Origin of the sequence: Burkholderia sp. JKS000303 (assembly GCF_002563755.1) — a bacterium.
Classification (GTDB): Bacteria; Pseudomonadota; Gammaproteobacteria; order Burkholderiales; family Burkholderiaceae; genus Burkholderia; species Burkholderia anthina_B.
Window position 1 is genome coordinate 640,870 of sequence record NZ_PDBZ01000003.1, and the last position, 15,548, is coordinate 656,417.

The window sequence follows — 15,548 nt, forward strand, 5'->3', positions numbered from 1 at the left end:
ATACCTAATGAAACGGGAAAGGCCGAAAACACGCAGGATGCATGCCTTCGACGAGGCGGGCGGCGACGCCGCCCGTGCTGCTTGCGGCCCGCCCTGCCTGGCGGGCCGCTCGCCGCGTACCGCTCAGAAATACTGGGCGGCTTGCAACCAGACACTCGGTGACCGCGTGGGCGACGCGACCGGATCGGCGTAACCGACCGGCAGCGCGGCGGTGAGATTGATTTGATGGCGCGCGCCGAACCAGCTCGCGCCGATGCCGAGCGACGACAACTGCACGGTATTGCGTTCGCGCGACCACCGCTGCTTGCTGAGCTGGATGCGGCCGGTGTCGGCGAACACGCTCAGTTGCAAGCTGGGCGCGGCGAGATAGCGCAGCTCGGCCGTGGCCTGCCAGCCCTGGTCGCCGCTGCCGGCGCCGAGCGCGAAGGCGCGCACGCCGTACGGGCCGCCGAGGCTGAATTTTTCCGATGCATCGAGATTGCGCGACGACAACTGCGCACTGAATTGGGTATAGAGCTGGAATCGCGAGCCGAGCGCCTGCAGCCGCAGCGCGCTGACATTCAGCTTCGCGAACTGGCCCTGCGTATGGACGTAGTAGTCCATGTCGAGCGGATCGTTGCCGCTCAGGTGGCCGATGCCGAGCGTGGCGGAGAAGCCGCTCCTGCCGCCGCCGCCGAAGGTGTCCTGGTGGTTGCCGCTTACGCCGAACGACCACAGATCGACGGTCTTGTCGGTGACCACGTCGAACGCGCCGTACACGTCGCGCAAATGCTTGTTCTCATAGACCACTTGTGCGTCGAGGTTCGTGCGCCTGCTGCGCAGCAGCGGCTGCGTGACGAACGCGGAGCGAACGTCGGCGCCGCCGTGGAAGCGCAGGTCCTTGAGGCTGCCGCCGATCCGGTAGTTCATGTCGGAATACGCGACGCCGACGCGCGTCGACGCGGGGCCGACGGGCAGTTGATACGACGTGCGGAAATAGCGCTGGTTCGTATTGCTCGTCAGTCCGCGCAGCGAGAAGCGATCGCCGACGCGCAGCGGCGCGTTGACGTCGACGCTGCCGGTTGCGCGGTAGCGGCCGGTCAGCGGATCGCCGAAGTTGTCGAGTTCGATCGAGCCGGTAGCGAAGCGGCTGCGTTCGGCGTCGATCACGAGATCGGTCGTGCCGGGTTCGGGGCCGGGCCGCAGCGTGCCCTTCGCATCGACGCCGGGCATCTCGTTCAGCAGCATGAGGCTGCGCTCGAGACGGTTCCCGTGCGCAATCTCTCCGGGCTGCAGCGACGCAAGCGGTTGACGCAGCGCGCGATCGAGCACGCGCGAGCGGTTGTGCAATTCGATCTGCCCGTAGCGGCCTTCGACGACGGCGATACGCACGACGCCGTGTTCGATGTCCTGGCGGGGCAGATACGCGCGGGCGAGGACGTAGCCGTGTTCGCGGTAGTACGTCGTGACCCGGCTGGCGGCCTGCTGCAGATCACCGAAGCTCAGGTCGCGGCCGACGAGATCGGCGAGCAGCGGGTCGAGCCGTGTGGCGGGAATGGCCGCATTGCCTTCGATGGCGAATGCGTTGACCGTGACGCGCGGGCCGTCAGCCGTGGCAGGCGGGGGCTCCTCGGCCGGCGCAGGCATCGCGAGATCGGGCGCGGCGGGGGCGGGCAGTGCAGGGCGGAGTGTTTCGACGTCGCGTAGCGACTGTCCCGCATTGGGGACCTGGACTTGTGCTTGCGCGAAACCGTGAATCGATAGCGCGAGGCCGGTCAGGCACGCGACGCGGAACGGGCCGGCCAGCTTTCGGGCAAAAGATCCCGATTGGCGCAACGGCTGGGCACAGTGCGGGGATGCAGGTGTGGTGCGAGGAAAAGCAGGTGCGTGCACGGGCGTCGGAGGCGGCCAGGGCACGGCGATGAAAGAACGAACGGAGCGAATTTTTGACCTCGAACGGATGGTCCTGTCAGCCGATGCGTGATCCCTCGCCCGGCTGTTTGGAATGCCGACGATGTTACGAAATGATTTTCTGGGTGAATATGGAACAAGTACGAGCGGCGCAGGCAGGGCATTCGGTTCTGTCAGATTTTTGCCGCGATCGGGTCGGTAATACGTGTTTCTTGAGACCTGGAATATCTTGAAAATTCACATCGGCCAATTTCTGAACGACGGACCGTGGCAGAGAAAAATAAAACAGGGAACTGCATGCCGTCTTCACTCGCGCGAACTTTCGATGCGATGGGGTGATTCTGAAGTGGATCGAAGAAGAAGGTCTGTCAGACCGGTCGCATGGTCAGATGCTTGACGATCGATCTGCCTTTGAGTAGGCGCGTTTTTCTCTCGAAAGATTGGGACAAGACCAGTTTAAAAGCAACCATATTTAGTACGTGTCCGATTTTTCGAGTGTGCCCATGATGGCAGTATTCGTACTTCACCATGTCGATGGACGATAAATCTGAGGAACGTTCTGAGTGGTGACCCATTTCGAATCTCTGAGTTTCATTGTCTAGATTGACTATTTGATGATGTTTTGTGTTGATTTTTGACTCTTTGAAACGATATCAATTTCCAATCCTAAATATTGTGGAGTGATTTTCTTTCGAGCGTGGCATGAACATGGGCCGTGACGGTGCGAGGCGTGCGGTTGATTGCGCGGGTGCCGTCGATCCGCTTCGACTGGAAATCGACCAAGTGTTATGTATTCGTTCGATCATGGTCGGAATACCCGATTCATCACTAGAAGCGCCATCTGGCATCGGCTGATCGATGTGTGTTTGCTCGTGGCCGCTGCGGTGGCAGCGAAGCAGTGGATCGATGGCGCGTCGTATTCGCAATCCGATGCGATGCTGATCGCGCTGTTGATGCCGTTCATGCTGATCCTGTTCTCGTCGAAAGTCTCGCATGGCGAATCCGCGAGACGCGTGATGCGACATCGCGTGCGGTTGGCCGCTGCAGGGTCGCTGGCCGGTGGTGCGGCCTTTGCGACGTTGATCGGCTGGCATGGCATATCCATGCCGGGCTGGTTGGCGGGCTGGTTCGTCTTGGCGGCGATCGGATGTGCGACGTCGGTCGGGGTACAGCGCTGGCTCGGCGGCCATGCAGCGGCGCCGCGCGTGATGCGTCGACCGGTGGCCGTCGTCGGGCAGGGCGAGCATGGATTCGAATATGCACGACGCGCCGAGCAGGACACCCACTCGTGGGTACGCGTTGCCGCGATATTCGACAGGGCACCGGCGTCGGGGCCCGAGGCAGGCACTGCGAAAGTTCACCGCGATCTGACGCGCTTCGTCGAGTGCGTGCGTCGCGAGCGTGTCGAGGAAGTCTGGATCGTGTTGCCCCTTTCCGCGGCCGATAGCGTCGGTGCGATCGTTCGCGCGTTCAGCAAAGATCTCGTGGACATCCGCTTCATGCCGGATCTGACGGAGATGGCGCCATTCGGTCCGCACCGGACGAATCCCGCGTTTGCACCTGCGCTCGATCTTGTCGTGCGTCCGCTGTCGCGGCAGGCGCTGGCCGGCAAGGCGATCTTCGATCGCACCTTCGCCTGTTTCGCGTTGCTCGCGGTTGCGCCGTTGATGGCGGTCATCTCGATCGCGGTCAAGCTGTCGTCACCAGGCCCGGTGCTGTTTCGGCAACAGCGGATGGGTGCCTACGGGCGTCCGTTCACGATCTACAAGTTCAGGACGATGCACGCGCACGACACGGGTGCGCCCGGGGAAATCCGGCAGGCGACGCGAGGCGATCCGCGCGTGACGCGTGTCGGTGCATGGCTGCGACGGACGAGTTTCGACGAGTTGCCGCAGTTCATCAACGTGCTCAAGGGCGACATGTCGGTGGTTGGGCCGCGTCCGCACGCGGTTGAGCACGACATCTTCTATCAGGACCTCGTCGATGGCTATATCCAGCGATACCGGGTCAAGCCGGGCATTACCGGCTGGGCACAAGTGAACGGCCTGCGAGGCGAGACCGACCGTATCGAAAAAATGCAGCGGCGTGTCGAGCACGACTTGTATTACCTGCGGAACTGGTCCATCGCGTTCGATGTGCGCATCGTGCTGGCAACGCTGTTTCACGTAAAGGCACACAGCAATGCATATTGAGCGATCTCTTTCGGCGCGCCCGCGCGTCGCGGCCATTGCCCGTGTTCGGCCGATGTCCCGCTGCGCGACCGTGTGGCTGGCTTGTGTCGTGCTGGCCGGGTGTGCCTATGCGCCCGGCATGCGAATGACCGCACCGGCCGGCGCGGGGATGCCGCAGGTGGCCTATGTCGACACGGACAGCAACGGCGCGCAAGCCGATCGGCATGCGCCGATCGTCGAACTCGATCTCGGTCGTGTTCGGCAGATGCGCGCTCAGGCTGCGCAGGGCGCGCTCGACGTGTCGCGTTCGCTCGCCGGCACGGCACCGCCCTACGCGATCGGTCCCGGTGACGTGCTACGGATCGTCGTCTGGAACCATCCCGAGCTGGCGGCCGCGCAGGGACCGCAGCAACAGGGCGCCACGCGCGACGCCGATCCAGTTGCCGGCTTCGTCGTCGATCAGGACGGCGCGCTGTCCTTTCCCTATGCAGGACGGATCGAGGTCTCGGGGTTGCGGCCGGAGCAGGCGCGCGAACGCGTCGCGGCGGCGTTGTCCCGTTACTTTCGCGATCCGCAAGTCACGCTCGGCATTGCGTCGTTCCGGTCGCGCCAGGTGTTTGTCGAGGGCGAGGTGCGCAATCCGGGCGTGTTGTCGTTGAACGACGTGCCGACGACGCTTTACGACGCGATTGGCCGTGCGGGCGGGCTGAACGATTCGGCCGATCGCAGCAGGATCGAGCTGATCCGAGGGGGCGCGTCCTATACGCTCGACCTGACACAACAGGCGGCCGGGCATGGCGGCGCCGCGCGCATTGCGTTGAAGCCGGGCGACCTGTTGCGCGTGGCATCGCGCAACGACAGCTTCGTCTACGTGATCGGCGAGGTCGGCAAGCCGGTCGCCGCGACGCCGGATCGCAACGGGCGCATCACGCTGGCAGACGCGCTGGTGCAGGCCGGTGGCCTGAATCCCGGCTCGGCCGACGCCGCGCAGATGTACGTGATCCGTGGTTCGCTCGACGAGCAGCCGCAGGTGTTTCACCTCGACGGCACGTCGCCGGTCTCCATGCTCGCCGCGAAGGAATTCGACCTGCAACCGAAGGATGTCGTCTACGTCGACGCAAACAACCTGGTGCGCGCGAGTCGCGTGCTGAACCTTCTGTTGCCCGCCATCAATGCCGGCATGACCGCCGGACTGATTACGAAGTGACACGTGGCGCCCCCGTCCGCACTTCATGACAGTTATTACGTATTACTAATTCATGATCTCTCGCGTTCTCTTTGTCTGCAGCGGCAATGTGTGCCGCAGCCCGATGGCCGCTGGCCTGTTCGCCAGCTTGCTGCCCGGGGTGGCGGTGACGTCGGCCGGTCTCGATGCACCGGTCGGCCATCCGGCCGCGCCGGAAGCGGTCGCGGTGCTGCGATCCCATGGCATCGATCTGTCCGGTCATCTCGCGGTGCGTCTGTCGGACGCGATGTGTCGAGCCGCCGACCTGATTCTCGTGATGACCGCGGCGCAACGCCGCGAGCTCGAAACGCGTCATCCGTTCGCGCGCGGCAAGGTGTTCCTCGTCCGTGAGTTCGATCGCGTCGACGTGTTCGACCCGGTCGGCGAATCGCGCGCACGCTTCGACGCGTGCTACGCGTTGCTCGCGACGGGCCTGACCGACTGGGTCGCCCATCTCGGCTATGCGGGCCGGCGCCGTGCGGGAGGATGGCAATGACGAGGACCGTTGCACCGGAAGGCGGGTTCGACTTCGCCGCGTTGCTCGATACATTCCTGATTCATCGCCGGACGATGACGGCAGTCTTCGCGTCGGTCGCGATCGCAGGCGGCGGTTGGGCCGTGCTGTCCGCACCGGTCTATCAGGCCGATATTCTCGTTCAGGTCGAGGACAGCAGCACGGATTCGATGGCGCGTTCGGCGTTCGGCGATCTGTCGTCGATGTTCGGCGTCAAGACGTCCGCCGAGACGGAAAAGCGCGTGCTCGGATCGCGTTTCGTCGTCGCGCGCGCCGTCGACCGGCAGCGCCTGTTCATTGATGCGCGGCCGGTACGTTTCCCGGTGGTCGGCGATGCTCTGGCGAGAATGAGCGGGCCCGGCGCGTCGTCCGGCGGGGCCGGATGGGGCGGATATGCGTGGGGCGACGCGCAGGTCGCGATCGACGTGTTCGACGTGCCGGCCCGGTTCGAAGGCGACCGGTACGACCTCGTCGTGTTGCCGGGGGGGCGTTATGCGCTGTCGGGGCCGGGGCTTGCAGGGCAAGTGACCGGCGACGTCGGGCAGCGCATGCGGTTTGAAGGCGCGGGCGGGCCGGTTGCATTGAAGATCGATGCGCTGGAGGGGGCGCCGGGCACGCGCTTCGAGCTTGTCCGGCATGCGCGGCTCGACGCGATCGTGCGCTTGCAGAATGCGCTGCGCGTGGCCGAAGCCGGCAAGGATTCGAATGTGCTCAGCGTTCGGCTGAGGGGAACCGACGCACACCGGATCACGGCGACGCTCAACGAAATCGCCGGGTTCTACGTCGAGCAGAATGCCGCGCGCAAGGCGGCCGAGGCGGCACGATCGCTTGATTTTCTCGAGCGGCAGCTTCCGGAACTGCGACGCACGCTCGACGATTCCGAGGCGCGGCTCGCGGCGTTGCGCAGCAAGCTGGGATCGGTCGACGTCGTGGGTGATGCGCAGGCGATCCTGCAGGCAGCGGCCGACAACGAAACGCAGCTCGTGCAGTTGCGCCAGAAACGTGCGGAGCTGTTGAGCCGTTTCACGGCGGAACATGAATCCGTCGTCGCGCTCGACAGGCAGATTGCCGTGCTCGACGCGCAGGCGCATGAAATTGGCACCCGGATCGCGCAATTGCCGAAGCGGCAGGGCGAGCTCGTGCGGCTCGAGCGCGACGTGAAGGTGAACAGCCAGCTTTACGTCGGCTTGCTCGACAACATCGAGCAACTGAAGCTGCTGCGCGCGAGCCGGATCGGCAACGTCCGCGTGCTGGACCTGGCCGAGGAGCCGCAGCGACCGATCCGGTTCCGGCGTGTACTCGGCATCGCGGGCGCCTGCATGCTCGGCGCACTGCTGGCGATGGCGGTTGCCTACGCGCGCGGGCTGCTGTGCCGGGCGCCGTCCGATCCGACGGAGCTCGAGGACGCGACCGGCCTGCGGGTGGCGGCCGCCGTACCGCGCGTAAGCGGGCGGCGCGGCTTGCGTGTCGCTCGTGGCGCCGATCTGCGGCCGCTCGCGAGTCGCGATCCCGACGATCCGGCGATCGAGGCATTGCGCAGCCTGCGGGTCGCCTTGCAGTTTGCGATGCGCCGGTCGGGCAACAACGTCGTGCTGATCACGGGGCCCACGCCCGGTGTCGGCAAGTCGTTCGTATCGGCCAATCTCGCGCTGGTGATCGCGGCGGTTGGCCAGCGCGTGCTGCTCGTCGACGGCGACTTGCGGCGCGGTCGACTCGACGCGATGTTCGGCGCCGCGCAGGCCAGCTTTGCCGACGTGCTCGCGGGCGATTCGGTGATCGATGACGCGATCCACACGACGCGCCATTCCAATCTCGATTTCATGGCGTCCGGTGTCGGCCGGCGCAATGCCGCGGACCTGCTCAACGCCGGAACGCTGCCAGCCGTCATGGCCGAATTGGCGGGCCGCTATGACGTCGTCGTCATCGACAGCCCTCCGCTGTTGCTGGTGTCCGACGCAACGCTGCTGGCGCCGCTTGCCGCCGGCAATGTGTACCTGGTTGCACGCGCCGGTCGTACCGAGCGTGGCGAATTGCAGGAGGCGGCGCGCCGTTTGCGTCAGGTCGGCGTCGAGATGGCCGGCGTGATCCATAACGGCATCGATCCGCATGCCGGCCGGTTCCGCTACGGCATGAAGTACGCGACCTATCGCTATGGGGCGTCGAAGGGTCGCGATCCCGAACCCGAGCAGGAGGTGCTGCCATGAGCGGCGCAACGAGACGGGACGCGACGGCGCTCGCGATGCTCATGCTGAGCGCGGGTGGCGCGGCGGTGCTGGCATTTGCGGTGCAGGCCGTGCTCGCGCGCGCATGGGAGGTGGAAGCCTATGGTCATTTTGCGACGGCGCTGGCCGTCGTGACGGTCGCCGCGCCGGCGATCGGGTTCGGCGTACCCGCATTCTGGCTGCGTGCATACGGAATGGAGGGCGCGCGCGCGGCGCGCTGGGTGCCGGCGTCGCTGCACTTCATCTGCATCAGTGCGGTCGTGACCACGGCAGCGGTCGCCGCTTGGGCATGCGTGGGCGTCCACGAACGCGACACGGCGAACCTGTTGCTGTGGATGCTGCCGGTGTTGCTGGGCCAAAGCGCGATCGAGCTGTGTGGCGCGCGGTATCAGCTCGAAGGCAGGTTTGCTCGGGTGAGCGTATGGCAGGTCGCCCAGCATGCGGCACGGCTCGTCGTCGTGCTGCTGGCCGCCTGGCTGCACGCGGGAGGGATGCCCGTCGCCATCGCGTTCGGCGCGATTGCCCTCTGCATGACGATCGGCGCGTGGCGCTCGATGCGCGTGCTGCGCGACGGGACGGCCGTGCTCGACGGTTACGGCGGCCGGAGCGAGACGGGCAGTCCGGTCGAACCGGTACCCGGTGTCGCGCAGATTGCGCGGCAGGCGTTTCCGTTCGGCATGGCGAGCCTGTTGTATTTCGCCTATGCGCAGGGTGGCCTGATCGTCGCGGCCATCGTGCTCGGGCCACGCGATGTGAGTGCGTACAACGTCGCGGTCACGACGCTGGCCGCGGTCTACCTGCTGCCGTCCGTGCTGTTCCAGAAACTGTTGATGCCGCGCCTGCACCGCTGGGCGGCGACGGACCCGGCGCGCCTGCGGCATGCGTTTCGCGTCGGCAATCGCTGGATGGCGCTGGTGGGCCTGGCGGCGGGCGCGGTGCTCGCCGCAGCGGCACCCTTCGTCGTTCCGCTCGCGTTCGGCGAGCGCTATCGCGACGTGGTCCCGATCGTGCAATGGATGGCGCTTTGCACACCATTTCGATTCGTGACGACCAGCGCATCCTCGGTGATGACCACGCGCGATTTCATCTCGATCCGGAATCGGTGTGCGTTCGTCGCGCTCGTCGTCACCATCGGGCTCGGCGTGGCGTTGATGCCGATATGGCGATTGGCCGGCGCGGCGGTCGCGGCGATCGCCGGCGAGGCGCTCTGGTGTGTGCTGGCGCTGGCGATGGGACGACGTTGCGTGGCTTCGGCGCGGCATCCGTTGGTCCCGGCCGGATCCGCGGAGGGGCGAGACACCGCGTGCGGTGTTTCGGACCGATCCGACCGCCCGCCGGTCGCGCCGGTCAGCGTGATCGTGCCGTGTTATCGCAGCGTCGCGACGCTCGAGCGGGCAGTGGCGTCGGTCTATGCGCAGACCTGGCGGCCCGCCGAGCTGATCCTGGTCGACGATGCGAGCCCCGACGACACGCTCGCCTGCATCGAACGCTTGCGTTCGAGATATGGCGACGACTGGATTCGCGTGATCGCGCTGCCGCACAACGGCGGTCCGGGTGTCGCGCGCAATGTCGGCTGGCGTTGCGCGACGCAGCGCTTCATCGCGTTTCTCGATGCCGACGATACGTGGCATCCCGACAAGATCGCGCGCCAGTGCGGCTGGATGGATGCCAATCCCGAAGCGGCAATCACGGGGCATCCGGTGCAGCAGCTTGCGGAGGGCGCTGCACCGCGGGCCGATCGTGCGGCGTATCGCGCGCCCGTGCCGGTATCGCGGCGCGCCGTCCTGTTCTCGAACGGCTTTACGCCATCGAGCGTGATGGTGCGTGCCGACATCGCGGCCCGTTTCGATGAGCGCAAGCGTCACGCCGAAGACTATTTCATGCTGCTGCAACTCGTGCTGGTCGAGCGCGGCGGCGCCTATCTGTTCGACATGCCGCTGTCGCATGTCTACAAGGCGCAATTCGGCGCTGGCGGCTTGAGCGGCCAGCTGTGGAAGATCCAGCAAGGCGAGCAGCACAACTATTGGCACTTCTACCGAACCGGCGCGATCGGGCGTGGTGAGTGGTGCGTCTATGCGGTGCTGAGCTTCGCGAAGTACCTGCGGCGATGCGCGTTGTCGGGCCGGTTCGTATGAGCGGGCGCGCGCTGTCGAAGCGGAGCGTTCGATGATTCATTACCTCGTTCCGCTCGCGATCTTCTATTTCGGCATTGCCCTGTGCGCGACCTATGGCGGCACGAGCCGGGCAGTGCTGCTGGCAGCGGCATTGCCGATGGTCGCGCTCGTCGCGCTGCGCGGGCACGCCGGTACCGATACCGCGGCTTACTACGCCGCATTTTCCGGACTGGAGACGGGTGTCGGCTACGGATCGGAGCCGATCTTCCTGGCGCTGACCGGGTTGCTGTGGTCCATCTGGCCCGATCCGCGCTTCGTCGTCAACGGCATCTCGCTGCTGATCGCGCTGATCCTGCTGTGGGCACTCGGCGGCGCACGGTACGGCGCGTGGTTCGGCGGTCTGCTGATCGTGCCCGGCATGTTCTACGAACTCTCGATGAACGTGATGCGGTTCGGGCTCGCGGCCGCGCTATTCCTGGTCGCGACGCGCGTGCCGGCACACGAGCGGCCCTGGCGCTACGTCGTCTTCACCGTGCTGGGCGCGGGCATGCATTACTCGTCGGTCCTGCTCTTCGTCCTGTTTCCGGCCGTCACGCGCCGCGGGCAGGGCCCGGTGCTCACGTTCGGCGTGTTGTGTGCATGCGTGGCGGCGTTCGCGATGCCGGCCTACTTCGGCGACAAGACCGATCTGTATGCGGGCATGGCTGCGCCGAATGCGTCGTCGGGCTTGCTGTTCGTACTGCTGCAGACGGCCATGCTGGCCACGCTCTGGCGCTTTCGCACCGAATTCGCCGTGCCCCGTGCGGGCTTCTGGCTGCTGGCCGGGCTGGAGGCGGCGTTCTACGGCCTCACGCGGGTCAGCTATGCCGGCATCCGCTTTCAGTTGCTGCTCACCTTCCTGATGGCCGTGGTGATGCTGCGCCAGTACCGGCCCGCGAACGGTCGCATGTCCCAGGCACTTGCCGTGTGCCTTTTCCTCATCGGCCTCGTCGCGCTGGCGGGCCGGTTCAACAACATGCTCGACGAAGCCGGGCGCGGTGCCTCTCCATTCTTGCCGTACCGCGTGCTGCCGGCGCTCGAAGCGATCTATCGATAAACAGAAGACCTGGCCCATGAAATCCTGTCCCAGAAAAATCGTGCACATGACGGAGGCGCTCGGCGGTGGCGTGCTCCACTGCATCGCGCTGCTCGCGAACGCGCAGGCCGCGGCCGGCGATCAGGTGATCGTCGTGCATTCGGTCCGGCCGGATACGCCGTCGTCCGACGTCCTCGATACGTGGTTTGATTCACGGATCGAGCGTCGCGTGCTGCCGATGTCGACCTCGATCGGGCCGCGCGACGTGCTCGCGCTGTTCCGGGTCGCCGCCTGCCTGCGGCGCTTGCGTGCCGACGTGATCCATCTTCATTCGTCGAAGGCGGGCGCACTTGGCAGGATGGCTGCGCGCCTGCTTGGCAGCACGCATCGAACCCTGTACTCACCGCACGGCTTTGCGTTCCTGCGGAGAGACATATCGAGCCGGCGGGCGCGGCTGCTGATCGGGATCGAGCGGATCCTGCACGCCATCGGCGGCCAACTGGTCGCATGTTCGCGCAGCGAGGCGCGTTATGCGGCGATGCTGTTGTCGCGCCAGCGCGTGCGTGTCGTGGACAATGCCGTCGATCTGAGCCGCTTCGTCGAAACGGAAGACATGCCGGTGCGCACGACCGCGGTGGTCTGCACGTCCGGCCGCGTCGTGTATCAGAAGGCGCCCTGGCGGTTCGCGCGGCTTGCGCAATCGCTGGCCGGTCGGCACGACGTGCGGTGTGCATGGCTGGGCGACGGCGCTGCCGATCAGGTTCGACGGTGGCTTGGCGGCGCCCCTGTCGAGCAGTCCGGCTGGATCGGCCCGGATGCGATTCGCGCTGCGCTGGCGCGCAGCGACGTGTATGTCCTGCCGTCGCTGTGGGAGGGTATGCCGATCGCGTTGATCGAGGCGCAAGCGATGGGGTTGCCGGCCGTGGCGAGCCGCATCGTCGGCAATCGCGACATCGTCGAGCATGGCGTGACCGGTTTCCTGGTCGACGACGATGACGAATTGCTGCATTACACGGAACTGCTGTTGCGGGATGGCGCGTTGCGGCGGCGTATGGGCGATGCCGCACGCGCACGCGCATTCGCGCGCTTCGGCGCCGCGCGGTTCGTGCGGGGATTCGACGCGCTCTACGACACCGCAAGTGGACGCAGTGCGCCGCGTGCGCCGTTGCGACGCGGCTGGCGCGAGGAAACGCCATGAGCGAAGCGACACGATTCACGCAGACGGAAGGGCGAGTCCGCACGACGCAGCGGCGTGCCGTGCGAATCGCGTTCTTCGGTTTTTACGGACGCCGCAATTTCGGTGACGACCTGTTCGGTTATGTGTTGCAGCGGATGGCCGAGCGCCTGGGCGGTGTGCGACCGATGCTCGTTGGCGCGCCGGTTCGGCCCGAGCTGAGCGCCGCATGGCGCTGGAAGCCGGTGGCGCGCTACTTCGGGCGCAATGGCCGGACCGGAACGATTGCGCGCTTTGCGACCTATTGCGCGGCTTTGGTGCGGGCAGATGTCGCTGCGTTCGGCGGCGGCTCGCTGTTCGGCGCGCACGCGTCGCTGGCATTCGCGCGGCTGATCGTTGTCGGGGGCGCGCTGATGCGCAAGCCGGTCGCCGCGCTCGGTATCTCGTTGGGGCCGTTCGACGACAGCGGGCGGCGAGGGCAGTTCCTCCGCCTCGCGGCGCGGCTCGACGCGCTCGCGGTGCGCGATGCGGCGTCACTGAAGGAACTGCACGGTTCCGCCGTCAGGCACCCTGCGGCACTGCTGGGTGACCTTGCGTTCGCGTTGCCGGCGCTGTATCAGCCTTCGTGTGCTGGCGGGCCGCGCACACTGATCATTGCCGTACACCTGATGGGTTATGTCGAGCATGCGGCGTCGATCCTGCGCGACGCAGATCGGAGCGGCCGTTTCGACCGTGTGCGCTTCGTCGCGCTGGATGAGGCCAGTGCGCGAGTGGCCGACGCGATACGCGGGCGCTATACGCCGCAGACGCTGCAATTCGACGACGTCCGCTATGCCGATTCGATCGAGTCGATGGTCGATGTCCTTGCATCGGCGTCATGCATCGTGACATCGAAGTTGCATGGGGCGATTGCAGGGCACGTCTACGGCGTACCGGTACTGCTGTTCTGTTATCAGCGCAAATGCGCGGATTTTCTCGACGACCATCGCTTGCCGGGGCCGCGCGATCCGATGCCGGCCCCGGGCGATTGCGTGGCTGCGGTCCGTGTGCTGAAGGGGGCGCCGGGCGATGGGGTCGACGAATCGTGCTACCTGCGTGCGGAACGGTATCGCCGCGTATTCGCCGGTTTCATTCGTGCCGTGGCTGGACTGCACGATTGACGACGAGTCGGGGGCTCGGGTTCGGCAGGGACATGATTTATCCCTGCCGAGCCGGCTCGATTGTCCGGGACCCCTCAACCATTCCGGAAAATCTCGCTATACGCGCTCAACGCCGGCACGCCACCGAGATGCGCATACAGCACCTTCGACCCCGGTTCGAATTCCCCGAGCCGCACCTTGTCGATCATCCCATGCATCGACTTTCCTTCGTAGACCGGATCGGTCAGCATGCCCTCGAGACGCGCGCACAGGCGAATCGCTTCGAGCGTGCCGTCGTTCGGCAGCCCGTATTCGGGGCCGGCGTAGCGTGTGTCGAGCACCACGTCCGCCGCGGTGATCGGCCGGCCGAGCTCCACGATCTCGGCAGTGTGCCGCGCAATGCGCGTGATCTGTTCGTGCGTGCGCTCGGGCGTCGCCGATGCGTCGATGCCGATCACGCGATCCGCGTGCCCGTCGGCCGCGAAGCCGACGACCATCCCCGCCTGCGTACTGCCCGTGACCGAGCAGACCACGATGTAGTCGAACTTGAACCCGAGTTGCGCTTCCTGCTCGCGCACTTCTTCCGCGAAACCGACGAACCCGAGGCCGCCGAGCGGATGCTCGGAACACCCGGCCGGAATCGGATACGGCTTGCCGCCGGCCTGCCGCACGCTCTCCATCGCTTCTTCCCAACTGCGGCGAATGCCGATGTCGAAGCCGTCCGACACGAGCCGCACGTCGGCGCCCATCATCCGCGACAGCTGGATATTGCCGACGCGGTCATACACCGGATCCTCGTAGTTGACCCAGTGCTCCTGCACAAGCACGCACTTCATCCCGAGATGGGCAGCGACGGCCGCGACCTGGCGGGTCTGGTTCGACTGAACGCCGCCGATCGACACGAGCGTGTCGGCGCCTTGCGCGAGCGCGTCGGGGACGAGGTATTCGAGCTTGCGCGTCTTGTTGCCGCCGAACGCGAGGCCGCTGTTGCAGTCCTCGCGCTTCGCGTACAGCTCGACCTTGCCGCCGAGATGCGCGCTCAGGCGCTTGAGCGGCTGGATCGGCGTCGGGCCGAACGTGAGCGGATAACGGGGGAAACGTTGCAGATTCATCGACAAGCTCCGAAGGGCGGTGGGCGGGAAACCGGATCGGTCGGGCGCGGTGTGCGGCCCGTGTCCCGATGGAAAAATGATAGGCAGGACCGCGAGAAATGAGCTTGCGAAATAAATCGTGAGGACCTACGTTATCGATGAGATAGGGATGAGCTGAATAATTTTGATTCGTAAAATTGACAGGGAACGCAATGAAATTAGATCGCGGTAACGCGGCGCCGGCCGACGCCGCGCCGGCGCTCGATCGCATCGACCGCGCGATCCTGAGGCAACTGCAGCAGGACGCGTCGATCTCGAACGTGAGTCTCGCCGCGAAGGTGAAGCTGAGTGCGCCGGCGTGCCTGAGGCGCGTCGAGCGATTGAAGGAAATGGGGCTGATCCGCGGCATCGTCGCGCTGCTCGATCCGAAGCCGCTCGGTGCGGGGATGCTGGTCGTGATCGGCTTCGTGCTCGATCGGTCGACGCCGGAGGCGTTCGCCGAATTCGAGAAGGCCGCGCAGAAAGTGTCGGGATGCGTCGAGTGCCACGTGGTGACCGGCGAGTTCGACTACTTCATGCTGGTGCGCACGCGTGACAACGAGAGCTTCAACCGGCTGCACGCCGATCAGTTGCTGTACCTGCCAGGCGTGCGGCAGGTGCGCTCGTTCATGGTGCTCAAGGAGATTTTGTCGACGCATGCGCTGCCGTTGTAGCGCATGGTGATGGGGCAGAGCGTGTTGGACGTGGTGGACGGTGTGACCCGTGACGACTCGTGTGGTTTTTATTTGCCACGTGCGACTGCGGTATTGCTCCAACCTTCCGCATGCGCCGCGCGGGCGGCGCTCGCAACAGGGTCCGGGCGCTTTGTCGACGACGCATCGCACGGGATTCGCGCAACGGCTTCGCGCGATCGGCACACGGGGCGCGTCGGTG

The 15,548-nt window shown here is 65.8% G+C and carries 11 protein-coding genes; 9 read left to right on the plus strand and 2 right to left on the minus strand.

Features of this window, described 5'->3' with window-relative positions:
• Window positions 1-123: 123 nt before the first annotated feature.
• Window positions 124-1,626: a ShlB/FhaC/HecB family hemolysin secretion/activation protein gene (locus BX604_RS30840; RefSeq protein WP_218926893.1), complete on the minus strand. Its 1,503-nt coding sequence runs from the start codon at window positions 1,624-1,626 to the stop codon at window positions 124-126.
• Window positions 1,627-2,678: 1,052 nt separating this feature from the next.
• Here BX604_RS30840 and BX604_RS30845 point away from each other — a divergent pair.
• The 8 genes from BX604_RS30845 to BX604_RS30880 are packed head-to-tail and all read left to right on the plus strand — an operon-like array spanning window position 2,679 to window position 13,545.
• A complete protein-coding gene (locus BX604_RS30845; RefSeq protein WP_098554595.1) occupies window positions 2,679-4,082 on the plus strand; it encodes an undecaprenyl-phosphate glucose phosphotransferase in 1,404 nt (467 codons plus the stop codon).
• A gap of 52 nt (window positions 4,083-4,134) precedes the next feature.
• The gene (locus BX604_RS30850) at window positions 4,135-5,268 is read left to right on the plus strand and encodes a polysaccharide biosynthesis/export family protein (protein ID WP_257146473.1); all 1,134 of its coding nucleotides are present in this window, start codon (window positions 4,135-4,137) and stop codon (window positions 5,266-5,268) included.
• Window positions 5,269-5,320: 52 nt separating this feature from the next.
• Window positions 5,321-5,782, plus strand: coding sequence for a low molecular weight protein-tyrosine-phosphatase (locus tag BX604_RS30855; RefSeq protein ID WP_098554597.1), 462 nt, complete (start codon window positions 5,321-5,323; stop codon window positions 5,780-5,782).
• The gene (locus tag BX604_RS30860) at window positions 5,779-8,004 is read left to right on the plus strand and encodes a polysaccharide biosynthesis tyrosine autokinase (RefSeq protein ID WP_179894924.1); all 2,226 of its coding nucleotides are present in this window, start codon (window positions 5,779-5,781) and stop codon (window positions 8,002-8,004) included. The genes BX604_RS30855 and BX604_RS30860 overlap by 4 nt, the downstream gene beginning before the upstream one ends.
• The gene (locus BX604_RS30865) at window positions 8,001-10,157 is read left to right on the plus strand and encodes a glycosyltransferase (RefSeq protein WP_098554599.1); all 2,157 of its coding nucleotides are present in this window, start codon (window positions 8,001-8,003) and stop codon (window positions 10,155-10,157) included. The genes BX604_RS30860 and BX604_RS30865 overlap by 4 nt, the downstream gene beginning before the upstream one ends.
• A 31-nt stretch (window positions 10,158-10,188) precedes the next feature.
• Window positions 10,189-11,232, plus strand: coding sequence for an EpsG family protein (locus BX604_RS30870; RefSeq protein ID WP_098554600.1), 1,044 nt, complete (start codon window positions 10,189-10,191; stop codon window positions 11,230-11,232).
• Complete coding sequence (locus BX604_RS30875; protein WP_143748155.1) at window positions 11,174-12,409, plus strand: glycosyltransferase; 1,236 nt, start codon at window positions 11,174-11,176, stop codon at window positions 12,407-12,409. The genes BX604_RS30870 and BX604_RS30875 overlap by 59 nt, the downstream gene beginning before the upstream one ends.
• 59 nt (window positions 12,410-12,468) lie before the next feature.
• Window positions 12,469-13,545 (plus strand): polysaccharide pyruvyl transferase family protein, encoded by a 1,077-nt coding sequence (locus BX604_RS30880; RefSeq protein WP_179894925.1) that lies wholly within the window; start codon window positions 12,469-12,471, stop codon window positions 13,543-13,545.
• Between the two features lie 74 nt (window positions 13,546-13,619).
• Here BX604_RS30880 and BX604_RS30885 read toward each other — a convergent pair whose 3' ends face one another.
• Entirely contained in the window at window positions 13,620-14,636 is a 1,017-nt protein-coding gene (locus BX604_RS30885; RefSeq protein WP_098554603.1) for a 1-aminocyclopropane-1-carboxylate deaminase, read from the minus strand.
• Window positions 14,637-14,827: 191 nt separating this feature from the next.
• Here BX604_RS30885 and BX604_RS30890 point away from each other — a divergent pair, with 191 nt between their 5' ends.
• Window positions 14,828-15,328 carry an Lrp/AsnC family transcriptional regulator gene (locus tag BX604_RS30890; protein WP_098554604.1) on the plus strand — a complete coding sequence of 167 codons (501 nt, stop codon included), beginning with the start codon at window positions 14,828-14,830 and terminating at the stop codon, window positions 15,326-15,328.
• Window positions 15,329-15,548: the final 220 nt, after the last annotated feature.